Raw genomic sequence first — 22,468 nt, forward strand, 5'->3', positions numbered from 1 at the left:
CGGGACCCGGCGCGGCTCAGTCGGCGGAGAGGCGGTAGGCCACCCGGCCGAAGCCGATCTGGTCGCCGTCGCGGACGACGGCGGCGCCCACGACCCGCCGGCCGTTCACCGTCGTGCCGTTCGTGGAGCCGAGGTCCCGCAGGACCCACATGCCGCCCTGGCGGCTGAGTTCGGCGTGTACGCGCGACACCGTCTCGTGATGGAGCCGAAGGCCGTTGGCGGGGTCGCGGCCTATGCGCAGCGGGTGGCCGGTGCCGGGGTGCGGCAGCAGCAGCTTGGGAAGCCGTTCGGCCTGCCAGGCCCGGCGCAGCCGCACGGTGAAGCCGGACAGGGCCTCCACCGCGCCGAGGACCACGCGTGAGGCGCGACCCTCGTTCGGCAGGTCGGCCGTGAGCCGGGCGAGCTCGTCCGGGCGGCGGGCGACGAGCGCCAGCTCCATGCGGCGGATGAACGTGTCGTGGGACAACCGGCCCATGGCGACGCCGTCACGCAGCGCCTTCAGCGCCTTGTCGCGCTCCACGTCGGAGACCCGCGCGGGGAACGTGTTGAACTCGAATGACGACGTCACGCAGGTGATTGTCGGTCAGACGGGCCGGGGTGTCCAGGAGACCGAGGTCTCCTGGACCCCGCGGACACGGCCGCCCCCCGCACGTGCCGGACGGCACCGGCGCGGGTCCCGCGCACGGGCCCCGCGCGACCCCCGCGTCGAAAGAGGCGTGTCGGCGACCGGCGTCGACGGTGGTCCGGCCGCGTTTGGCGCACCATGGACGGGCTACGTCACGGTGAGCAGACGAAGGGGAACCGCCCGTGCAGTTCGAGGTGTGGGCACCACAGGCCGGCCGGGTGACGCTCCAGTGCGACGGCGTCACACGCGCGCTGGAACGCCATCCGGAACGGCCGGGCTGGTGGCGGGGCGAGGCCGAGGCCCGGGACGGCTCCCGGTACGGCTTCGCACCGGACGACGGGCCCGTGCTGCCCGATCCGCGCTCGCGCCGGCAGCCGGACGGCCCGGACGGGCTCAGCGCCGTCGTGGACCACACGCGCCACGTCTGGCGGGCCCCGTGGCGGGGCCGCCCGCTGCCCGGCGCGGTGCTGTACGAGCTGCACGTGGGCACGTACACGCCGGAGGGCACCCTGGACGCCGCCGCCGAGCGGCTCGGCCACCTCGTGGAACTGGGCGTCACGCACGTCGAGCTGATGCCGCTGTGCCCCTTCCCGGGGCGGCACGGCTGGGGGTACGAGGGGGTGTCGCTATGGGCGGTGCACGAGCCGTACGGCGGGCCCGCGGCGCTGAAGCGCTTCGTCGACCGGGCGCACGAGCTGGGTCTCGGCGTCGTCCTCGACGTGGTGCACAACCACCTGGGCCCGTCCGGGAACCACCTCCCGCGTTTCGGGCCGTACTTCACGGACACGCATCACACGCCGTGGGGCGCCGCCGTCAATCTGGACGCGCCCGGCTCCGACGACGTGCGTGACCACCTCGTCGGCAGCGCCCTGGCGTGGCTGCGGGACTACCGCGTCGACGGGCTGCGGCTGGACGCCGTGCACGCGCTCGCCGACACGCGCGCGTGCCATTTCCTGGAGGAGCTGTCGGCGGCCGTGGACGCGCTGGCCGCGGAGACGGACCGGCCGCTGTTCCTGATCGCCGAGTCCGACCTGAACGACCCGCGTGTCGTCACTCCCCGCGAGCGGGGCGGCCTCGGCGTGCACGCGCAGTGGAACGACGACTTCCATCACGCCCTGCACGCCGCGCTGACGGGCGAGTCCCGGGGCTACTACGCCGACTTCGCGCGCGCCCCTCTCGCCGCCGTGGCCAAGACGCTGACGGGCGGCTACTTCCACGACGGCACGTACTCCGGCTTCCGGCAGCGCCGCCACGGCCGCCCGCTCGACCGCACGCGGGTGGCCGCGCACCGGCTGCTCGGCTACAGCCAGACCCACGACCAGATCGGCAACCGCGCCCGGGGCGACCGGCTGTCCGCGCTGCTCTCCCCCGGCCTGCTGGCGTGCGCGGCGACGCTCGTCCTGACGGCGCCCTTCACGCCGATGCTGTTCATGGGCGAGGAGTGGGCGGCGGGCACGCCCTGGCAGTTCTTCACCGACCACACCGACCCCGGGCTCGCCGAGGCCGTACGGCGGGGCAGGCGGCGGGAGTTCGCGGCACACGGCTGGGCCGAGGAGGACGTGCCCGACCCGCAGGACCCCGCGACCCGCGACCGGTCCTGCCTGGACTGGTCCGAGCCCGGACGAGAGCCCCACGCGCGCGTGCTGGCCTGGTACCGCCGTCTCCTCGCCCTGCGCCGCGAACAGCCCGACCTGACCGGCCCGGACCTCGCCGACACGAAGGTGGCGTACGACGAGCAGCGGCGCTGGCTGGTCTTCCGGCGCGGAGACGTCCGCGTCGCCGTGAACCTCGCCCCCGGCCCGGCGGCGATCCCGCTGGGCGGCGGCGAGACCCACGTACTGGCCGCGTGGGAGCCGGTGGGGCCGCCGGGCCCGGACGGGGTCCTGCACGTGCCCGGGGAGTCGTGCGTGGTGCTGACCCTGGTGTGAGGGACCCCTGGCGGGGCGGGCGCACGGCGACGCGCGCGCAGGCGTTCACGTCGCCCGCCCGGCCCCGGTTCGTCCTCCGGCCTTTACTCCGTCGCCCGTTCCAGCAGGATCGGCTCCCAGGCGCGGCGCAGCCGGCTGCGGAGGAGCGGCAGGGCCGGCGGTACGGGCGTGACGTCTCCCGGACCCGGGCCCCGGCCCGTCAGCGCCCGGGCCAGGTGCAGGATCGTGTCGCAGCGGGCCAGCCACAGGCCGCGCAGGCAGGGGCGGGGCCCGTACCCGGCGAGGGTGGCGGCACGCACCGCGGCGGGTGAGCCGACGGCGCGGGCGAGTCCGGCGATGTCCTCGGCGGGGTCGCCGAGGACGGCGTCGGCCCAGCCGAGGACGCCGCGCACCCGCCCGTCCACGCCGACCATCAGATACTCCCCGGTCAGGGCGTGGTGGACGAGGACCGCCGTGCCGGGCTGCGCGGTGAGCCGCCCCGCGGCCGGGCCGGTCAGCCGGGTCAGCCGCGCGGGGTCGAACTCGTCGGCCCGCGCGAGGCGTTCGGCGGCGGGTCCGGCCGCCCGGCGCAGCGCCTCCACGGAGCGCGGGGCGGTGCGCGGCACACCGAGCGTCTCGGCGGCGCGTACGGGCACCTCGCGCAGCCCGGTGAGCAGCGCGGCGAGGTCGGCCTCGCCGAGGGCGGACACGTCGTGCTCGTCGGCCGGGCCCCCGGGCACCCGGGTGTCGAGGGTGTACGGCAGCCCGGGTGCCCACTCGCCGCGGGCCACGCTCACCGGCACGGTGACCGGGACGTGGGTCCGGGCGAGGTCGCGCAGGCGCAGGGCGCGGCGCAGGCGGAGGGCGGCGTCCCGGTCGGCGGCGAGGTGCAGCACGTGACGGTCGCCGACCCACCAGGTGACGGGGTGGCCGCCCGCCCCGGCCGGCCGGATCTCGGGCCCGTCGGCGCCCGCCGGGCCGGCGCCGCGTGCCTCCCGCAGCGCGGTGCGGACGATCCGGCGGACGGTGTCCGCGCCGGGTGTCGGTGCCTGAGTCATGATCGCGCCCGTTGTCGCTCGGGAGTGGCTCGGAACTGCTGGAGCGGGGACCGCCTCCCTCTCAGCCCACCACGACCATCTCGCGGGTCGTGTCGTTGAGGCGGCGTCCGCCGTCCTCGGTGACCGTGACGATGTCCTCGATGCGCACGCCGAAGCGGCCGGGCAGGTAGATGCCGGGTTCCACGGAGAAGCACATGCCGGGCACGAGCGGCTGTTCCTCGCCCTCGACCATGTAGGGCGGCTCGTGCGTGGTGACGCCGATGCCGTGGCCGGTGCGGTGGATGAAGTACTCGCCGTAGCCGGCTTCGGCGATGACCGCGCGGGCCGCCCGGTCGACGTCCTGGCAGGCGGCACCGGGCCGCACCGCCCGGAAGCCCGCCTCCTGGGCCGCGCGCACGGTGTCGTGCACCCGGCGCTCCTCCTCGGTGGGTTCGCCGACGTGGACGGTGCGGGAGGTGTCGGAGCCGTAGCCGTCGCGCAGCCCGCCGAAGTCGAGGACGACCATGTCGCCGTGTTCGATGACGCGCTCGCCCGCCTCGTGGTGCGGGTTGGCCCCGTTGGGTCCCGAGCCGACGATGGTGAAGTCGACCTGGGAGTGCCCGTGGCGGCGCAGCAGACCGGCGAGTTCGGTGGCGACGTCGGTCTCCCGGCGCCCGGCGAAGGGCACCTTCCGGATGTCCTCGAAAGCCGCGTCGGCGGCGGCGCCGGCGGCGGCCAGCAGGTCGAGCTCGGCGGTGTCCTTGACGGCGCGCAGCATGGGCAGCACGTCGGTGAGGGCGGCGTAGCCCGTGCCGGGCAGGGCCCGCTGGAGCGCGAGCAGGTGCAGGGCCCAGGTGTTGTCGCTGACGCCGTAGCGTCCGGCGTCGTCGAGGAGGCCGGTGGCGGCGAGGTAGGGGTCCTTGCCGTCGGTCCAGTCGCGCAGGGTCAGGGCGGACGCGCCGCCCGCCTTCTCGGCGTCGGGCGCCTCGAGCGCGGGGACGACGAGGACGGGGTCCCGGCCGGGCAGGAGGACCAGCAGGGTGAGGCGCTCGGTGTCGGCGGGGGGCGCGTATCCGGTGAGCCAGACGAGGTCGGGGCCCGGCGACACCAGGAGACCGGCCAGCCCGGCATCGGCCGCGGCCCGCGCGGCACGCGCCATGCGTGCGCGGTAGTCCTCGGCGGTGAAGGGTGCGGTCGTGGTGCCGCTCATCCGGGCCTCCTGGGGAGATGAAGGGGCTACGGGCAGCATCCTGCCCCGCCGGAGGGGGCCACGCGAGCCGGTTACGGGCTTTGCCCGTACATCGCGGCTCTGCCGGGTCCTGCCGTCCGCGCGGGGCCTGTCAGGTGACGACGCCGGGGACCACCGTCAGCTGCTGGTAGCCGCCGCTCTCGTGGCGCACGACGAGATTCACGCGCTCCCCGGGCCGGGCACGGGACACGGCGCGGGCCAGGTCGGCTGCGGTGTCGACGCGGGCCGTGCCGAGCACGAGGAGCACATCGCCGCGGACCAGGCCCGCGGAGTGGCCGGGTCCGGGAACGTGCACGCCGACCACCCGGGCCCCGGGCCCGTCGTCGTCCACGGCCTCCAGGCCCAGCGTGGCGCCCACGCGCGCGGGCGGTGGCGGCGGGTCGGTGGACGCGGGGGTGAGGGCGGCACCGGGGCGGGCGGCGGCCGGCCTTCCGGAGGCCGTCGGCCCGTGCGGCTGCGGGGCCGCCTGCCGGAGCCCGGCGAGCCGGCTCGTCCCGGCGACCTTGGCGCTCACCGCGCCGAGCCCGAACCCCGCGAGGGCGAGGACCAGGCCGGCGAACAGCGCGAGCAGCGGGTTCACCAGCCGTCGTCCCCCGCCGCGCGCGGCGGGCGGGGGCAGCACGGCGGCGGGGTCGGTGCCGGTATCGGGGTCGGTGCCGGTATCGGGGACGGTGCCGGTATCGGGGACGGTGCCGCCGAAGGCCCGGCCGGGCAGGGGTTTGGGACGCAAGGGTGTCTGTTCCATGGATCGCCTCCGGCCCAGAGCCCTACCCCCCGCACCGGCGCACGACGTGCCACGAAAGGATGAGACTGACCTGCGGTCGAGCGCGGAACGCGGCCCGGGGCACGGCCGGCGAAGGGCCGGGGCGCCTCGCCCGGTGCGAGGCGCCCCGGCCCGGGCTCGGGCAGCGCTGTCCGTCAGCGGAGCATCGGCACCGCCGCCGGCCGGTCGGGGACGAAGCCGTGGGCGCGGCGGGCGAGGTGGCCGGCCTGGTACCGGGGGACCTTCTGGTGCCAGTTGAGGATGCCGGCCATCCAGTTCTCCAGGCTCAGCACGTAGTCGCGGATGATGTCGCGGGCCTCCTCGGACAGCGCGAAGTCCTCGTACAGGACGGGCAGTTCGTGGGAGACGACGTGCTGGAACTGCCGCATGCGCTGCGTCATCAGGTCGTGCACGACGCCGAGCGCGTCCGGGTAGTCACAGCCGAAGAAGTTCTGCACGACGAGGATCGCGTTGTGCATCTCGCCCTCGTACTGGATCTCCTTCTGGTAGGAGAAGACGTCGTTGAGCAGGCAGGCGTAGTCGATGGCCGCGTTCTCCAGGGAGCGGACCGGGCCGCTGCGGTACACCTCGGGCGGGACGGCCGGGCCGTGGCCCATGCGGCACAGGCTCAGGGTGAGGTCGGAGCCGAAGGTGGCGCGGCGCATCTCCAGGTAGTCCACCGGGTCGGGGACGCGGTTCTGGAACTGGTTGGACAGCTCCCACAGCCAGCTCTCCAGCATGTCGCAGATGGCGGCCTTCAGAGTGCGGCGCTGCTCCGGGGTCATCTCGGCGGTGGTGCGCTGCCACAGGTCCGTCAGGGACCGCTCCATGGCGTTCGCCGGGACGAGGGACGCCTCACCCTCGACGTTCATGCAGGCCGTGAGGCGTTCGGTGCTGAGCTTGGCCCCGACCGGGTCGCGGCGGTGGCCGAACACGAGCGGGTAGTAGTCGTCGGCGTAGGTGCCCCAGGCGAGCCAGTGGGTGCCGAGGTCGAGTGCCCCGGGGCTGCCGTCCGGGTTCAGTCCGGCCGCGCACAGGGCCAGGTCGCTCGCCGTGAGCTTGTCCTCGTCCCACACCCCCTCGCTCAGGATGCCCATGCGGTGCGCCCACGGCAACAGGCGGGCGCGGGCTCCCTCGAGGCCGGGGTTGAGGCGCAGGGGGAACGGCATCGGGATGTCGGGGATCCGTGCGGGGCCGACCCGCTCGAAGGGCACGTACGTGTACGCGCGCAGGCGTTCCGCACCGGCCCCGGCGAGCAGGGCGCGGACGTCGACGCCGGACGTGCCGAGTCCGGTGGGTGTCCGCCAGGGGCTGGCGGGACGGGCCTCCTGGTTCATGTAGCGGCTGGAGCGCAGGTGCCATTCGTGGCCGCCGGACTGCCAGTCCTGCAGACCCTTCGTGTACGCCGCGACGGCCGCCACCCGGTCGGGGGTGAGGCCCTTCTCCAGGGCGACGGCGGGCACTTCGGTGAGCGCGGTGTGCTCGAACTGGTGCAGGCGCGAGGTGAGGATGTCGTTGACGGTGTCGGCGGCCTGCTGGGTGGTGCAGCCGAAGAAGGTCTCCAGGACGAGCACGCCGTTGCTGTTCTCGCCCTCGTCCTCGACCTCCCGCTGGTAGGAGAACAGGTCGTTGCGCAGGTGCACGGCGTCGGAGAACGTCTCCATCAGCACCCTGAGCGGCCTGGTCCCGGCGACGGCGGCGGGCACCTCGGCGGTGGCGTACTCCACGAGCCCGGCCGACCAGGGGGCGCCGCCGACCTTGCGGCGCATCTCGATGTACTCGACGGGGTTGGCGATCCGCCCCTCGTTGATGTTGGACAGTTCCCACAGGGACTCGTTGAGGAGCTGTTCGGTGGCGACGGCGAAGCGGCGGCGCCAGTCCGCGGACATGGCGGGCACGGTGCGCGCCCACAGGTCGGCGAGGCCCGCCTCGACCGGGTTCTCCGGCTCGGGCACGGCCGTCGTGAGGTCGAGTGGCATGAACAGGGGCAGCCGGTCGAGGTGGGCCTTGCCCGCGGCGCGGTCCTGGGTGCGCTTGAACATGTCCAGGAAGTGGTCGTCGAAGAAGAACACCCACACGTACCAGTCGGTGATCAGGGACAGGTCGGGTCCGTCGCAGTCGGGGTGGGTGTACGCGCACAGCAGGCCGTAGTCGTGTGCGTCGAGGTCGGACTGCTCCCAGATGCCCGAGCCCTCCAGCATGCCCATCTCGCGCGCCCAGGCCGTGGAGTGTGCCCGGGCCTCGTCGACGTGCGGATTCAGCCGCGCGGGATACGGCATGTAGAAGTGCGGGAGTCGGAACGGCTGAGTCATGCGCGGGCCCTACCCAGGGCCCCGCGGCGGCATCCGACCACCGGCAGATGATCACACCATCGCGTGAACCGGGGCCGAAACGGGCACGTCGCCGCCCTCGCCCCCGTTTCGGCGGCCTGGGCTCACCTCCGGACCTGAATCAGCGCATGGGTGCCGCCGACGCGCCAGCGCTGCCCCTCGGCGGCCGTCAGCGCGGCCTCCGTGGCGGCGTCGAGGCCGGTGACGACCTCGGACTTGAGGGTGCGCAGCGCGCCGACCGGCCCGGGGAAATGGGCGGTGACCTCGGCGAACGGCGTGGTCGGTGCCCAGCGCCGGTCGCCCACCAGACGGCGGTAGTTGAGGTCGCCCTTGACGATCGTCACGGCGGCCCCGGCGAACTCCGCGCGGAGATCACCGGGCAGATCGGCGAACGGCAGGGGGCCCGCGGAGAAGGGGTGCGCCCCGACCGTGAGCCGGCCGTCGGCCATGGCGTCCCACAGCGTCCTGCCGTACGCGGCCGCCGTGCCCGTCGCGCCGGTGAGACGGCGCAGGGCGTCGACGACGTCGGCCGTGGTGGCGTCGGAGACGTAGTACGGGTACGGCTTGATGTGCAGGACGGCCCGCCCGATCCGGCCGCGCCGCAGCAGATGGGCGACGAGCAGCAGGTCGGGGACGAGCTCCCGGCCCGCGTTGTCGGCGATCAGGCAGAGCGTGCCGGTGCCGGACGATGCGGACGGCGGCAGCAGCGACCAGAGGGCCGCGCTGTCGTCGGCGACCAGCGGCGGGGTCTCCCCGCCGGTTCCGGTGCCGCCCGCGGAGAGCCGGAAGCCGAGGTCGGCGCGGTTGCCCCACAGTGAGCCGTGCAGCAGGGCCAGGGCCTGCTCGTCGTCGGACAGGTCGGCGAGGCCGTCCAGAGCGGCGAGTTCCTCGTCCGTCCCGGGCGCCTGGAGTTCGGCGAGCTTGAACGGGCGGAACGGGTCGATGCCCTGCCACGGGCCGGGCCCGAAGTAGCCGACCGCGTCGAGCAGCAGACGGTAGAAGTAGCTCTCCGACCACAGCCACGGCACGTCGAACCAGGACCGCCCGGCATACTCGCCCAGGCCCCAGGAGGCCCACCGGCCGGCGTCGTGCGCGCCGGCCGGGAGCTGTTCGACACGGCCGTCCGCGCAGCTCTCCAGCAGCGCGTCCAGGGCGCGGTGCTGTGCGGGCCCGTACGGGAAGGCGTCGCGGACCTGCCGGACGATGGCCGGGTGCCGCTCGGCGAGCACGCCGTGCGGGAACGAGCCGGGCTCGTTCCCGAGGATCACGGGCGCGGACTGGCTGGGGGGCATGCGGGTCACCGTACCCTCGCGGGTCAGGCCGCGGTGATCTCCCGTTCCAGACGCGCGGCGAGACCGACGTAGCGGGCCCGGCGGGGCACCGGCACCAGGCCGCGGATCATGATGCGCCACAACTCGGCCGTGCGGCGGGGCTGCCGCGCGAGCGGGTCGAGGGTGTGGCCCACGACGGCGGCGCCGACGAAGGAGCTGACCAGCGAGTGGGCGGCGGCCTGCGGGTCGACGTCCGGATGCACGTCGGCCTCCCGGACGGCGGCCACCAGTTTGGCCGTGGCGATGTCCCGCCATTCCGCGAACGGATGGGAGAGCGGCGGACGCACCCGCACACCACCGGTCGCCAGCCTCAGCCCGGCCCGCAGAATCGGCCCCTCGACCGACAGCCGCGTGATGCCGAACGTGATGCGCATCAGCGCTTCCAGGGAGGAGTAGTCACGGCTGTCCAGGTCGTTCGCCATCCGGCGCAGCGTCCGGGACTGGATCTCCATGATGGCGTGCGCAAGGTCCTCCTTGGCCGCGAAGTGGAAGTACAGTGCGCCCTTCGTGACGCGGGCGTGCTCCACGATGTCGCTGAGGCTGGTCGATTCATAGCCATGGCGGTCGAACAGGTCGGCCGCGGCCGTGATGATGGTCGCGCGGGTCTGTTCGGCGCGTAACTGCCTCGCCATCGGCTGTACCACTCCCGGGATGGATATGGACGGGTTGTCCTGTGGTGCAACTACCCCCCGTGCACATCGATTCACCATATCGACCGCGCATGTCACGTCATTATGCCGGGTCGCCGGCGTCCCCGGGACCCACAACAGGGTGGGCCGGTCGGCGCCCCATCCGCGCCGCCCGGCCCACCGGTCCGGTCCGCGCGTCCCCGAGGGGCCGCGCGAGGTGTGTCAGAAGGTCGACTTCCGGCCATTGAGCGTGCCGGTGTCCTGCGCGTACAGGTCCTGACGCGCAGTTTCCAGGTGCCGTTCGCGGTCTCGGCGCGGAGCGGACCCGTCCGGGGTCACCTGTGGGTCAGCTGTGCTCGAACGATAGGCAAAGCGCAGGTCACAGGGATACAGGGGAAACCCTTGAGACACCCTCGATCCGGCCGGCCGGAAACCGACCCCCCGGACGGGTGACGGTATGGGTCCGCTCCACCCTGCGGGTGGCAGGGGTGACCGGGACTGCGAGGCCACCTGGTCCTCCTGCTCGCACCTGCTGTCCCTGGTGGAAACCGGGCGAGCGGGTGGCGGGGGTGGCCGGGACGCTCAGGACACCTGTTCCTCCCGTCCGGACGTGCTGTCCCCCTTGAAAACCGGGCGCAGAACGGGACGGAGGCCGGGGCCGCGGACGGCTCGGCGGGGGCGGGCGGCAGTCCACCCACCCCGCCGGGCTCCCGGGCTCCCGGGCTCCCGGGCTTCCCCGGGGCGGACGGCCCCGACGGCTTCGCGTACGCCTGCCTCCACGGCGGCTCGGGCCGACGCAGGGCCGGTGAGCCGATACTCCGGCTCACCGGCGCTCCCGCCTCCGCGGTCGCCCGCCGCCGCTCCCCGGGGTCCCCCTCATGGTCCTCTCCGATGCCCTCCGCGCCGCTTGCCGCGACCGGTGCCGCGGCGGTGCTGGCGGCCGTCGCCGGGACCGTGGCGGTGCTGTACGTACGGCGTCGCCGAAGGGCACGAGGGCCAGGGTTTCCCAGGGGTCGCCCGGTGGATCATCACGATGCGGCAGCGGCAAGTGCCGGGGCGCGCCGCTCACTTGACGACCGGTGTCCGCACACGATTGGCTCCGGGCCAGTGGACGGGCGAGCGGTGCGCGTCACGCGTTGCCCCTCGCGCGCTCCGTACGCTCCGCCATGCTCTTTGCTCGGCCGCTCAGCGAGGTGCCGCACGCCATGACCAGTCCTCCACCGCCTCGTTCCCGTCCGTGTGCCGGGGGGCTCGTCCGTGTCGTGGCGCTGTCGGCCGTGGCCTGTCTGCTGCTGGCCGGCTGCTCCGGCGGCGGCGCGACCGGCACGCAGCACGACGCGGGCAGGGCGGGCAGCGGCCGGCTCCGGGTCGCGATGATCACGCACGGCATCGAGGGCGACGCGTTCTGGGACGGGGTGCGCAAGGGCGCCGAGACGGCCGCCGCCAAGGACCACGTCGAGCTGGCGTACGCCGCCGACCCCGATGCGGCGGGGCAGGCCCAGCTGGTGCGGGACGCGGTCCGCGACAAGGTCGACGGCATCGCTGTCACCCTCGCCAAGCCGCGGGCCATGCGCGGGCCGGTCGCCGAGGCGCGGGCGGCCGGCATCCCGGTCGTGGGCTTCAACTCCGGCATTGCCCACTGGCGTTCGGCCGGCCTGCTGGAGTACTTCGGGCAGGACGAGAGCCTGGCGGGCCGGGCCGTCGGCGACAGGCTCGACGGACTCGGGGCCCGGCAGGCGCTGTGCGTCATCCACGAGCGCAGCAACGTCGCCCTGGAGGCGCGCTGCGCCGGGGTGAAGAAGACGTTCGGCGGCGAGACCGAGATGCTCTACGTCGACGGCTCCGACATGGCGGGTGTGTCCACCGCCGTCGCCGCCGCCCTGCGGCAGGACCCCGGCATCGACGCCGTCGTGACGCTGGGCGCGCAGTACGCGCTCGCGGCGGTGGACTCGGCGAAGAAGGCCCGCAGCCACGCCCGGGTCGCGACCTTCGACCTGAACCACGAGCTGGTGGCGGCCGTGCGCCGCGGCGACGTGCAGTTCGCCATGGACCAGCAGCCGTATCTGCAGGGCTATCTCACCGTGGACGCGCTGTGGCTCTACCGGACCAACGGCAACGTCAGTGGCGGCGGCGTCGAGCCCGTGCTCACCGGCCCCGCCGTCGTCACCCGTTCGAACGTCGCCGCGGTCGCGGAGTTCGCCGCCGGCGGGACCCGCTGACAAGGGACGGCCATGTCTTCACGCAGAGCAGCCCGGCGCCGTCTCGGCTCCATACGTGCCTCCCTGATCCTGCTGGCCGTGGTGCCCGGTGTCACCCTCGCCGCGATCTGGAGCGTGACGACGATCCAGATGTTCTCTGAGGGGCTGCGACTGCGTGACCAGGCGCAGTTGAGCCGGTCGACGGGTGCGATGGGCACTGAGGCGACGCTCGCGCTGCAACGCGAGCGGCGCCTGTCGGCCGCGTGGCTGTCCGGGCACGGCTCGCGGGCCGAGCTCCAGGCGCAGCGGCGGCGCACGGACGAGGCGGTCGCACAGCTGGTCCGGCAGGGCGGCCTGATCGAGCGGGCGCCCACCCGGATCGAGGACCGGCTGTACTCGGTCGTCGCGTCGATCGGCAGCCTGGAGTACTACCGGGGCCAGGTGGACGACCCGACCGACATCACCGCCGAACAGGCCCTGGACCAGTACACGTCCATCATCGACGACCAGATCCACGCCTTCGAGGAACTGTCCCAGGTCGACGACGGCGACCTCGCCTCCCAGGCCGGCCCGCTCGTCGCGCTGGAACACGCGGCGGAGCTGGTCTCGCAGGAGGACGCGCTGCTCAGTCTGGGCTGGCGGTCCGGGCACCTCGACGAGGTGGCCCGTACGGAGTTCGCGCGGCTGGTCACCACCCGCCGCTGGATCATCGAGGACCAGGTCTTGCCCTCCCTGCGCGGCCCGGCCGAGGCGGCGACCGAGGAGATCCTGCACAGCGCGCAGTGGCGGACGCTGGAGGACATCGAGAACGCGGTGCTCGCGACCCGCCCCTCGGGCGGCACGGAGAACGTGCCGCTGCCGGACGTACGCGAGCGGTGGAGCGCCGATGTGAAGACGCTGGGCGAGAGGTCCGCGTCCCTCATTCAGCGGCAGACGCGCGACCTGATGGAACGCAACGGCGACCGGGCCGACAAGCTGCTGCTGACGGCCGCCTCGCTGAGCGCCGCCGGTCTCGTCGCGCTGCTGCTGTGCGTCGGCATGTCCTGGCGGATCACCCGCTCCCTGTCACTTCGGCTGCGCGGTCTGCGGGTGGCCACGCTGCGCCTGGCGGAGGAGCGCCTGCCGGAGGTGGTGGCCCGGCTGGACCGGGGCGAGACCGTCGACGTGGAGTCGGCGACGCCGCCGCTGGACTACGGCGACGACGAGCTCGGGCAGGTGGCGCAGGCGTTCAACACCGCGCAGCGCACCGCCGTCCACACCGCCGTGGAACTCGCCGACACCCGGCGCGGCTTCCAGAAGGTCATCCTGGGCATCGCCATGCAGAGCCAGAACCTGGTCAACCTCCAGCTCAGCAAGCTCGACGCGCTGGAACGCGAGCACTCCGACCCCGAGGTCCTCAAAGGCCTGTACGAGCTCGACTCCACGGCCAGCCAGTTGCGCCGCTACGAGGAGAACCTCGTCATCATCAGCGGGGAGCAGCCGCGCCGCAGCTGGCGCCGGCCGGTGGCGCTGCTGGACATCCTGCGCAGCGCGGTCGGTGAGGTCGCCGAGTACCGGCGGGTGGAGGTGCGCACCGAGGAGGAGGTGTGCCTGGTGCCCCCCGCGGTGGCCGACGTGATCCATCTGCTGGCGGAGCTGATCGACAACGCGACGGTGTACTCCCCCGCGCCCCGTCCGGTCGAGGTGCGGGCGGAGCTGGTCGCCGAGGGCCTGGCCGTGGAGATCGAGGACCGCGGGCTGGGCCTGCCGGAGGACGAGTACGTCTCGCTGAACGCGCAGCTGGCCGTGCCCCCGCAGTTCGACGTGGTGGCTCTCGCCGACGACCTGCGACTCGGCATGTTCGTGGTCGCCCGCCTCGCCCACCGCCACGGCATCGGCGTCACGCTGCGCCCGTCGCCGCACGGCGGTACGACGGCGGCCGTGCTGATCCCGTACGAGGTGGTGGTGCGGGAGGAGCCGGCACCGGGCGCGGACACCGGCGGGGGCGAGGAGAACGACGCGGACGCCGGGACGGCCGGGGGCGCCGCGGGAAGCGGGGGTGCCCTCGGTGACCGGGCCGGCGAGCACCGCGCCGGCCGGGAGGCGCCCGTGGAGCGCGCCGGGTTCGCGCCCGCCGGGCCCGCCGCGGCGGCCGGGACCGCGCGGGCCGCCGCCCCGGTGCCCGGCGCGCTGCCCCGGCGGGTGCCGCGGTCGAGCCGCGCCGCCGGGCGGCGTGAGGAGCAGCCGGCCGGCCGGGGTGAGGACGCCCCGGACGACGGGCTCGCCGAGTTCACCGCGGAGCGGGCCGCGTCCTCGCTGGCCGGGTTCCAGCGTGGCACGCTCAAGGCCCGTCAAGAGACGGAGGCCGTGCCGTCCTCGCCGGGCGGGCCCTCCGCCCGTCCCCCGATTCCCCCCGCCGACCGCTGACGAAGGACACCGCCATGACACTCCCCTCCCCCGCCACGAACACCCAGCTCGACCAGTTGCTGACCGGACTCGTGGAGCGGGTCGCCGATGCCAGCCAGGCGGTGGTGCTGTCCGACGACGGGCTCGTGCTCAGCAAGTCGACCGGGTTCCCACGGGACGACGCCGAGCGGCTGGCGGCGACCGCGTCCGGTCTGATGAGCCTCAGCAAGGGCGTCAGCATGGACTTCCGTGGCGGCCCGGTGCGTCAGGCGCTCATCGAGATGGCCAACAGCTTCCTGATTCTCACGTCGGCGGGGCCCGGCGCCCTGCTGGTCGTGCTGACCGGGCCGAACGCGGACGTGGGCGTGGTCGCGTACCAGATGAACCTGCTGGTGAAGAAGATCGGTGAGCATCTCAGCGCGGCGCCGCGGGCCGGCGCGGGCCCGGCGGCGGACGCCGGCGTGTGAGGTGGACGAAGCGGAGCCGGAGGGCCGGCTGGTCCGGCCGTTCACTCTGACCGGTGGCCGGACCCGGCCCAGCCGCGAGGACTTCTCCCTCATCACGACGGTGACCGCGGTGGTCGCGCCGCCGGAGCATGCCGTCCGGCCGCAGGCCGAGCACCTGCGGATCCTGCGGCTGTGCGGCGAGCCCGTCGCCGTGGCGGAGCTCGCCGCACGCCTCGATCTGCCCGTGAGCGTGGTGGTGATCCTGCTGTGCGATCTGCTGGAGGCGGGCCGGATCACCGCCCGCCCCCCGCATCCCGTGACCAGGACGGCCGTGGACCTCGACCTGCTGCGCAGGCTCAAGGAAGGGCTCGGCCGGATCTGATCCGTCGAGGCGCGCGGCCGGATCCGGTACCCGCCGCGCCGGTCCGGGACCGGCCGGCGCCGGTCCGCGCCCGGCTGATCCTCCGGCCGGTCCGGGCGGAGGGCCCGGATCAGTCCAGGCCCACCGACCTCAGCCAGGACGTGGCGACGTCCAGCGGGTCCTTCTTCTCCAACTGGACCTGGGCGTCCAGGTCGAGGAGCGTCTGCGTGTCCAGCTTCGCGGAGACCGCGTCGAGGGCGGCGGCGCCCTTCTCGGGCAGACCGTCCTTGTGGACGAGGGGCTGCACGTTCTGGAAGCCGAAGAGGTTCTTGGGGTCCTTCAGGACGACGAACTTCTCCTTGCGGATGGTGGGGTCGGTGGTGAAGAGGTCCGCGACCTGCACGGTGTCCTTCTTCAGCGCCGCCTGAGTGAGCGGGCCGCCCGCGTCGAGCGACTTGAAGGACTTGAATTCCAGGCCGTACACCGACTTCAGGCCCGCCAGGCCCTGGTGCCGGGTCTGGAACTCGGGCGAGCCGCCGAACACCAGGTCCGCAGCCGCGTCCTTGAGGTCGGCGATGCTGGAGTCGGCGGTGAGGCGGTGCCTGCGCGCGGTGGCGGCGTTGACGGTGACGGAGTCCTTGTCCTGCGCGGACGACGGCTTCAGCAGGGTCAGTGCGGCGTCGAGTTTCTTCTCGAGGGCGGCCGTCGTCTCCTCGACGGACTTCGGGGTGGCCTTGGAGTCGAGATAGGCCAGCAGGGAGCCGTTGTACTCGGGCAGGACGGTGACGGAACCGTTCTTCATCAGACCGTAGGTGGTCTCGCGGCTGCCGATGTTGGGCTTGTAGGTGACCTTGATGCCCTTGGCTTTCAGGGCTTCTCCGTAGATGTCGGCGAGCAGGATGCTCTCGGCGAAGTTGTTCGAGCCGACGACGACGGTGTCGCCGCCCTTTTCGCCCCCGCCGGCCAGCGGGTCGGAGGTGCCGTCGGAGGAGGAACAGCCCGCGAGCAGGGCTGCCGTGGCGGCGACGGCGACGGTGAACGCGCCCGCTTGCCTGGTCCGGGTCCAGCTGCTCTTCGCGGTAAAAGTCATTGACTGATCCAATCCAGCCACTTCTTGGTCAGTCAAGAGCGGCTTGGTCACCAATTGGCGTCGAATGTCGACCGGGGGCGCACAGTGGCGGTCCGGCGGTCGTGTCACCGCCTGCGGACGCCCGGTGACACGGCGATCCGGGCCGCCGCCCAGAACACCGCCAGGGTGGCCAGGGCCAGCCCGGCGACCAGGGTGGCGCCGCCCACGACCTTCTCGTAGTCGCGCTGGTACAGGCCGTCGATGATGTAACGGCCGAGGCCGCCGAGGCTGACGTACGCGGCGATGGTGGCCGTGGAGACGATCTGGATGGCGCCCGAGCGCAGGCCGCTGAGGATCAGCGGGAGCGCCGCCGGGAGTTCGATCTGGAACAGCACCCCGGCCTCGCTCATGCCCATGCCCCGCGCGGCGTCCACCGGCGACGGGTCGACGGAGCGCATCGCCTCGTAGGTGGTGACCAGGATGGGCGGGACGGCGAGGACGACCAGCGGGGTCATCACGTTCACCATGCCGAAGCCCACCATCAGGGTCATCAGCACGAGCAGGCCGAAGGTGGGCAGCGCCCGGCCGGCGACCGCGATCAGGGCGAGGACGTTCCCGCCGCGCCCGTAGTGGCCGGTGAGCATGCCGACCGGCAGGGCGATCACGGCGGCGATGCCGAGCGCCTCCAGGGTGTACTGGACGTGCTCCGTCACGCGCGTGGGGATGCCGTCGTAGCCCTGCCAGTGCGCGCTGTCGCTGAAGAAGGCGTGGATGAAGTTCAGCAGGTTCACCGGGCTGCGTCCTTACGTGCTGCTGCGTCCGTGCGTACTGCCGCGTCCGTGCGTACTGCCGCGGCGGCCGGTTCGGGCGCGTCGGCCCTCGGTGTCCTGCGGGTGCGCCGTGGCATCCACGGCGTCAGCAGCAGGCGTACGGCGACCAGCAGGCCGTCCACGAGGATCGCCAGGACGGCCATGCTGAGCACGGCGTTCAGGGCGAGTTCGGGCCGGTCGTAGATGTTCGCGTCGTTGATCAGGTTGCCGAGTGCGCCCTGGTTGCCGATGAGGGCACCGATGCTGACGAGGCTGATGCTGGACACCGTCGCGACCCGCAGCCCGGCGATGATGGCGGGCGTGGCGATCGGAAGCTGGACCTGGAGGTAGCGGCGTAGGGGTCCGATGCCCATGGCGGTGGCGGCGGCGAGGGTCTCCTGCGGGACGGAGCGGACGCCGTCGACGATGGCCGGGACGAGGACGACGAGGCTGTAGACGGTGAGCGGGATCATCACCGTGAGCTCGGTCTGGCCGGTGTAGTCGATGAGGAGGACGAAGAACGCCAGCGAGGGCACGGCGTACAGGACCGTCGTCACCCACAGCACCGGCGGGTACAGCCAGCGGAAGCGCACGCACAGCTGGGCCAGCGGCAGCGAGATCAGCAGCCCGGCCAGCACCGGCAGCAGGGCCTCCCGCAGATGCAGCCCGACCAGGCCGAGCCAGCTGTGCTGGAGGTCGCTGGGGATGTCGAAGAAGCCGTTCATCCGGCGTCCCTGACGGCCGGGTCCTTCGCGACGGGGTCGGTTTCGGCCCGATCCTTCGCGGCCCGACCGGTCCGGGCCTCGCCGGTCGCGGGCGTGTGGGTCAGGGCCTCGCCGGTCGCGGAGGTGTCCTTCGCTGCGGCGTCGGTCCCGGGCTTGTCGGTCCCGACCCTGTCGGTCGCGCGTCGGTCGGCGTGGGCGTCTCGGATCGCCTCGCCGATGGTCTGCTGGGACACCACGCCGGTCACCCGGCCCTCGGCGTCCACGGCGACGGCCCAGCCGGTCGGTGACAGCACCGCCCCGTCGAGGGCGGCGCGCAGGGAGTCGGTGCCGGGCGTGAAGGGCCGCCCGTAGGACAGGAGGCCGCCGGGATCGGTGTCGCCCCGGGCGAGGTCGCCGGGCTCGGCCCAGCCGAGCGGTCTGCCGTCGGCGTCGGTGACGAGGAGGTAGGGGGCCTCGGGGGCGGTGAGCTGCTCGGTGGTGGCGTCCACCGCGACGACCGGGCCGGTCGTCAGGGCCAGCCCTTCGGACGGGAAGAAGGACAGCCCGCGAATGCCGCGGTCGGCGCCGAGGAAGTCCTCCACGAAGGCGTCCGCGGGATCGGAGAGCAGATCGGCGGGGGGTGCGAACTGGGCGAGCCGGCCGCCGGTGCGCAGGACGGCCACCATCGTGCCGAGTTTGATCGCCTCGTCGATGTCGTGCGTGACGAAGACGATGGTCTTGCCGAGCTCGTCCTGGATGCGCAGCAGTTCGTCCTGGAGGCCCTTGCGGACGACGGGGTCGACGGCGGAGAACGGCTCGTCCATGAGGAGGACGGGAGGGTCGGCGGCGAGGGCGCGCGCCACGCCGACGCGCTGCTGCTGGCCGCCGGACAGCTGGTAGGGGTAGCGCCGCGCGAGCGAGGTGTCGAGGCCGACGCGCTCCATGAGGTCGGCGGCGCGGTCCCGTGCCCGGCGCTTGCCCCAGCCGAGCAGGCGGGGCACGGTGGCGATGTTGTCGAGGATGGTGCGGTGCTGGAAGAGGCCGGCGTTCTGGATGACGTATCCCATGGACCGGCGCAGGGTGTTGACGGGCTGCTGCCTGCTGTCCACGCCGTCGATGAGGATGCTGCCGTCGGTGGGCTCGACCATCCTGTTGATCATGCGGAGGGTCGTCGTCTTGCCGCAGCCGGACGGGCCGACGAGGACGGTGATCGCGCCGTCGGGTATCTCCAGGGACAGCCGGTCCACCGCCACCGTGCCGTCCGGGTATCGCTTGGTGACTGATTCCATGCGTATCAAAGCGCCGAATGCCCTTCGGGTTGGCACGAGCTGCCCGCTGCGGCCGCGGTCACCGGGGCCGTCGCCGGTCGAGTGTAGAGGGCGGAGGTTTCACGCCCCGGCGGGGAACCCTCCCCGCTCTCCGCGAACCGAAACGGGTCTCTTTTCGGGCGGATACCGGCTTTATGGGGCGGTGACGTGCAGGTGACGCGGGTCCTACGGCGCAGGGGACGAGCCACCCCCCGGGGACACTGGTCACCTCGTCCCGGGAACACTCGCCTGCAGACCGACCGGTACACAACGGACATAGGGCATACGGGACGCACGGGACGCACAGGGTCAGGTGCCGGCCGATGACTCCGACACGTCCGCCGACGGCACGAGGAACAGGGTGCCGGTGACCGCCCCCGCCAAGTCCGGCAGCGGGTCGGGCCCGGGGTCCGCCCCGCCCGGCACCATGGTCGCGGCATGGTCTCGGGTCGCGGCATGGCCTCGGGAACCTCGCGCGTACGCGCGTACGCGACGGGCTCCAGCGTCTCGGCCACGAGCGTGCCGCGCCGGCGGCAGGACCGGTGGCCGCCGCTCCTGACACGACGCTCGGCGAGCCGCCGGGCGGAACTCCCTGTCGGGCGGACGGAAGTGACCGACAATTTCAACCGGCCGGGCACGGAACGCACCACGCGTTCCCGGCGTCCGACAGGATGGGAAACTGCGCCACGAGGAACATGAACATGCAAGGGGAAACGAGGGGGCCATGACCGGTCAGGAGTCGGGAAGCGACAGAACGCCGCGGGACGGGCACAACGCGGCGCAGGTCCCGGACGAGGTCTGGCAGAAGTTCCTCACGGACAGCGAGACCGCGATCCGCCGGTCCGCGCCGAAAGAGCCGTCGGCGCTCGAACGCACGGTCCTGGCACACCGGGAGCGGCCGGACGACGAGGGGACGACCGTCGCCGTCGGCGAGCTGTGGCAGCCCGAGGACCGGTGGGGCGGCCCGGCCTGGCGCGACATGGACAGCCGGGCCCGGCGCCGCCGCGTCGGCCGTGCCGTCGGCGCCCTCGCCGCGCTGGCGCTGCTGTTCGGGGCCCTCTCCCTGCTGCCCGCCAGCTCCCGGAACCCCTACCAGGACCCGGGTGGCATCGTCTCGCAGCCGTCGGAGGAGGCCCCGGAGGATGTCCCGGCGGCGACGGCGACCACCGTCCCGAAGGCGGTCTTCGCCCCGGACGGCGGCTGACCGCCCGACGCACGGCGGCGCGCCCCGCCCCGCCACGCCACGTGACGCGGTGGGCCCCGGCGCTCGGCGCGACCCGGGCGGCAACTCCACGGCGATCGGCGCCCGCGCCGCCGTCGTCGTGCCGGGCATCGCCGAGCCCAACCGGCCGCCCCTCCCCTTCCGCCAGTTCACCCCGTACGGCCTGATCGTCTGACAGTTCACCCCGTACGGCCTGATCGTCACGGCCGTCACGGTGCTGCCGTCACCGGCGTACGTCCGGCCGCGCTACTGCGCCCCGGCCTGACTGCGGGGGGGGCGCGGCAGGCTACCGGTCGGCAGCGCCCAGCAGTTCCTGCAGGAGGTGGGACGCGGTGATCACCCCGAGCAGGTGCGTGCCGTCCTTCGCCCGCTCCGCCACCGCGACCAGCGGGCTGCGGACCCGGGCCATCAGCGCCGCCACCTCCAGCGCGGTGTCGTCGGGACCGGCGATCGGCGGCGTCGTCGGCCGACCGGACAGGCACTCCCCCACGCGGCGGCCGGCCAGGGCCTGGCAGGGCCGGCCGGCGTGCGGCCCGTCGGCGACCGCCGCGAGGGCCGGGTCCTCGATGACATGGGCCGGGACCAGCACCTTCACCATCCGGGAGGCGGGCAGGATCGCCAACGGCTCGCCCCGCTCGTCCAGCACCAGCAGCCCGGGCAGCCGGTGCTCGGCGAGCAGCCGGGCGGCGTCCAGGGCGTCGCTGTCGACGCTCACCGTCTCGTAGTCGACCGCCAGGTCCCGAGCGCGCACGACGGACTCCTCGTCAGCTCCACGACGGCCGGCGAGCGGCCGTCCACGTCCTGTGCCCGGCCTCGTACCCGGACGGGACCACGGGGCGGGGCCGATGACGCGCAACATACGCCGCGGATCCGCCCCGACGGCCGACAACCGGTGAACCCGCCCGCCCGGATCCCGGTATCCGGGTCACCAGCCGTCCGGATCATCGCCTCAGCGGGTGCCGGGGGAGCCCTCGTTCCAGTCGTACGGGCCGCCGCCGCGCCAGTCGATCAGTTCGGGGTCGTCCACGGCCGTGTCGACGGCGGGCAGCCCGGCGCCGTGCAGGATCTCCAGCACGTCGAACAGGCTGTACGCGGTGCCCGCCTCCTCGTCGCGGACCGTCACCCGGCGCCCGCCGTCCGGCGTGGGCGGGAACACGACAACAGGGGGGCGTCGCTCCATGCCCCCACCATGCCCGCCCGGCGCCCGGAACGCAGCCCCGCGTGATCCTTCCGGGTCCCCGTGCCACCCGGGGACCGGGACCGGCCGCCCCGTGCTGGAACACCGGCCGGGGAGGCCGAGCCGACCACCCCGTGCGCGGCACGGCCGGTGCGGTGTCTTCCGCGTACCGGAACGGGCACCGGTTCACCTACCGGGGCGGGCGGGAGCCGGCGGGCCGCCGGGGTGCGTTGCCGGACGTCCCGCGCGGTGCCGCCCCGTCACTCCCGGGCGCCGCCGCCGTCGCCGTCCGCGGCACGCTGGGCGACGAGCGCGTCGCGGATCTCCTTGAGGACCTCCAGCTCGGTCACCTCCAGGACCTCCTGCGCACCCTCCTTCTCCTTGCGGCGGGCCTGCACGCGGGCCAGGTACTTCGACATCGGCAGGACCATCAGGAAGTAGACCACCGCAGCGGTGATCACGAAGCTGAGCGTGGCCCCGAGGACCGAACCCCACAGGATCATGACGCCGCTGGTGACCGTGCCGTCCGCCGCCTTCTCGCAGGGGCCTTTCAGACACGAGCTGTAGCTGTCGAGGTTCTTCGTCCCGATGGCGCCGACGAGCGGGTTGATGACGCCCTTGACCACCGAGTTGACGATGTTGGTGAAAGCGGCGCCGATGACGACCGCCACCGCGAGGTCGACCACGTTCCCGCGCGTCAGGAAGGTTTTGAAGCCCTCCAGTACACCCGGCTCCTTTGTGTCACTCACGGGGAGCCTCACTCCTTATGTTCAGGTATGACAACAATGAAATGCGCAACTTACGCCACCGCGGTGACCTTCCGTCCCGCCGGTTCATTCGATCGAGGTACTTGACATTTGAACCTCCACATATGTCGCCGATCGGTTATCGAACACGGATGCACGAGGTCCGCGAGGCG

21 protein-coding genes are annotated in these 22,468 nt (G+C 73.5%); 7 read left to right on the forward strand and 14 right to left on the reverse strand.

Annotated features, from left to right (window positions below):
* Positions 1-16: 16 nt before the first annotated feature.
* Positions 17-568, reverse strand: coding sequence for a DUF1707 and FHA domain-containing protein (locus ABZ354_RS01415; protein ID WP_358651698.1), 552 nt, complete (start codon positions 566-568; stop codon positions 17-19).
* Positions 569-807: 239 nt separating this feature from the next.
* Here ABZ354_RS01415 and treZ point away from each other — a divergent pair, with 239 nt between their 5' ends.
* The gene (gene treZ, locus ABZ354_RS01420; RefSeq protein ID WP_358651700.1) at positions 808-2,553 is read left to right on the forward strand and encodes a malto-oligosyltrehalose trehalohydrolase; all 1,746 of its coding nucleotides are present in this window, start codon (positions 808-810) and stop codon (positions 2,551-2,553) included.
* Between the two features lie 83 nt (positions 2,554-2,636).
* On the opposite strand, the gene ABZ354_RS01425 is transcribed toward treZ, so the two are convergent.
* The 6 genes from ABZ354_RS01425 to ABZ354_RS01450 all read right to left on the reverse strand — a co-directional run bounded on the left by ABZ354_RS01425 (position 2,637) and on the right by ABZ354_RS01450 (position 9,874).
* The gene (locus ABZ354_RS01425; RefSeq protein ID WP_358651701.1) at positions 2,637-3,590 is read right to left on the reverse strand and encodes an aminoglycoside phosphotransferase family protein; all 954 of its coding nucleotides are present in this window, start codon (positions 3,588-3,590) and stop codon (positions 2,637-2,639) included.
* A 61-nt stretch (positions 3,591-3,651) separates the two neighbouring features.
* Positions 3,652-4,779, reverse strand: a complete 1,128-nt coding sequence (locus ABZ354_RS01430) for an aminopeptidase P family protein (protein WP_358651703.1) — start codon at positions 4,777-4,779, stop codon at positions 3,652-3,654.
* A gap of 130 nt (positions 4,780-4,909) precedes the next feature.
* Entirely contained in the window at positions 4,910-5,563 is a 654-nt protein-coding gene (locus ABZ354_RS01435; protein ID WP_358651705.1) for a PDZ domain-containing protein, read from the reverse strand.
* Between the two features lie 173 nt (positions 5,564-5,736).
* Positions 5,737-7,893, reverse strand: coding sequence for a germacradienol/geosmin synthase Cyc2 (gene cyc2 / locus ABZ354_RS01440; RefSeq protein WP_358651707.1), 2,157 nt, complete (start codon positions 7,891-7,893; stop codon positions 5,737-5,739).
* A gap of 122 nt (positions 7,894-8,015) precedes the next feature.
* Positions 8,016-9,203 carry a damage-control phosphatase ARMT1 family protein gene (locus ABZ354_RS01445; RefSeq protein WP_358651709.1) on the reverse strand — a complete coding sequence of 396 codons (1,188 nt, stop codon included), beginning with the start codon at positions 9,201-9,203 and terminating at the stop codon, positions 8,016-8,018.
* A gap of 23 nt (positions 9,204-9,226) precedes the next feature.
* Positions 9,227-9,874 carry a ScbR family autoregulator-binding transcription factor gene (locus ABZ354_RS01450; protein WP_358651711.1) on the reverse strand — a complete coding sequence of 216 codons (648 nt, stop codon included), beginning with the start codon at positions 9,872-9,874 and terminating at the stop codon, positions 9,227-9,229.
* A gap of 1,202 nt (positions 9,875-11,076) precedes the next feature.
* Here ABZ354_RS01450 and ABZ354_RS01455 point away from each other — a divergent pair.
* Genes ABZ354_RS01455 through ABZ354_RS01470 form a run of 4 tightly spaced genes read left to right on the forward strand, consistent with a single transcriptional unit; the run spans position 11,077 to position 15,282 of the window.
* Positions 11,077-12,090, forward strand: a complete 1,014-nt coding sequence (locus ABZ354_RS01455; RefSeq protein ID WP_358651713.1) for a substrate-binding domain-containing protein — start codon at positions 11,077-11,079, stop codon at positions 12,088-12,090.
* Positions 12,091-12,102: 12 nt separating this feature from the next.
* Positions 12,103-14,475 (forward strand): nitrate- and nitrite sensing domain-containing protein, encoded by a 2,373-nt coding sequence (locus ABZ354_RS01460; protein WP_358651715.1) that lies wholly within the window; start codon positions 12,103-12,105, stop codon positions 14,473-14,475.
* A 14-nt stretch (positions 14,476-14,489) separates the two neighbouring features.
* A complete protein-coding gene (locus tag ABZ354_RS01465) occupies positions 14,490-14,921 on the forward strand; it encodes a roadblock/LC7 domain-containing protein (RefSeq protein ID WP_358651717.1) in 432 nt (143 codons plus the stop codon).
* Between the two features lies 1 nt (position 14,922).
* Entirely contained in the window at positions 14,923-15,282 is a 360-nt protein-coding gene (locus ABZ354_RS01470) for a DUF742 domain-containing protein (protein WP_358651718.1), read from the forward strand.
* A 109-nt stretch (positions 15,283-15,391) separates the two neighbouring features.
* Here ABZ354_RS01470 and ABZ354_RS01475 read toward each other — a convergent pair whose 3' ends face one another.
* The 4 genes from ABZ354_RS01475 to ABZ354_RS01490 all read right to left on the reverse strand — a co-directional run bounded on the left by ABZ354_RS01475 (position 15,392) and on the right by ABZ354_RS01490 (position 19,141).
* Positions 15,392-16,351: an ABC transporter substrate-binding protein gene (locus ABZ354_RS01475; RefSeq protein ID WP_358651720.1), complete on the reverse strand. Its 960-nt coding sequence runs from the start codon at positions 16,349-16,351 to the stop codon at positions 15,392-15,394.
* A gap of 104 nt (positions 16,352-16,455) precedes the next feature.
* Positions 16,456-17,121, reverse strand: a complete 666-nt coding sequence (locus tag ABZ354_RS01480) for an ABC transporter permease (RefSeq protein ID WP_358651722.1) — start codon at positions 17,119-17,121, stop codon at positions 16,456-16,458.
* A complete protein-coding gene (locus tag ABZ354_RS01485) occupies positions 17,118-17,864 on the reverse strand; it encodes an ABC transporter permease subunit (RefSeq protein ID WP_358651724.1) in 747 nt (248 codons plus the stop codon). Before ABZ354_RS01485 ends, ABZ354_RS01480 begins: the two co-directional genes overlap by 4 nt.
* Entirely contained in the window at positions 17,861-19,141 is a 1,281-nt protein-coding gene (locus ABZ354_RS01490; protein WP_358651726.1) for an ABC transporter ATP-binding protein, read from the reverse strand. The genes ABZ354_RS01485 and ABZ354_RS01490 overlap by 4 nt, the downstream gene beginning before the upstream one ends.
* A gap of 733 nt (positions 19,142-19,874) precedes the next feature.
* On the opposite strand from ABZ354_RS01490, the gene ABZ354_RS01495 reads away from it, so the two are divergent.
* Both ABZ354_RS01495 and ABZ354_RS01500 read left to right on the forward strand, forming a co-directional pair.
* The gene (locus ABZ354_RS01495; protein WP_358651728.1) at positions 19,875-20,354 is read left to right on the forward strand and encodes a hypothetical protein; all 480 of its coding nucleotides are present in this window, start codon (positions 19,875-19,877) and stop codon (positions 20,352-20,354) included.
* 49 nt (positions 20,355-20,403) lie between these two features.
* Positions 20,404-20,547 carry a hypothetical protein gene (locus ABZ354_RS01500; protein ID WP_358651730.1) on the forward strand — a complete coding sequence of 48 codons (144 nt, stop codon included), beginning with the start codon at positions 20,404-20,406 and terminating at the stop codon, positions 20,545-20,547.
* Positions 20,548-20,658: 111 nt separating this feature from the next.
* On the opposite strand, the gene ABZ354_RS01505 is transcribed toward ABZ354_RS01500, so the two are convergent.
* The 3 genes from ABZ354_RS01505 to mscL form a co-directional block, all read right to left on the reverse strand.
* Positions 20,659-21,123, reverse strand: coding sequence for a CBS domain-containing protein (locus ABZ354_RS01505; RefSeq protein WP_358651732.1), 465 nt, complete (start codon positions 21,121-21,123; stop codon positions 20,659-20,661).
* A gap of 198 nt (positions 21,124-21,321) precedes the next feature.
* Positions 21,322-21,552, reverse strand: coding sequence for a hypothetical protein (locus ABZ354_RS01510; protein ID WP_358651734.1), 231 nt, complete (start codon positions 21,550-21,552; stop codon positions 21,322-21,324).
* A 257-nt stretch (positions 21,553-21,809) separates the two neighbouring features.
* A complete protein-coding gene (mscL, locus tag ABZ354_RS01515) occupies positions 21,810-22,298 on the reverse strand; it encodes a large conductance mechanosensitive channel protein MscL (RefSeq protein WP_358651736.1) in 489 nt (162 codons plus the stop codon).
* Positions 22,299-22,468 lie beyond the last annotated feature (170 nt).

Source organism: Streptomyces sp. NPDC005925, assembly GCF_040638805.1.
GTDB lineage: Bacteria > Actinomycetota > Actinomycetes > Streptomycetales > Streptomycetaceae > Streptomyces.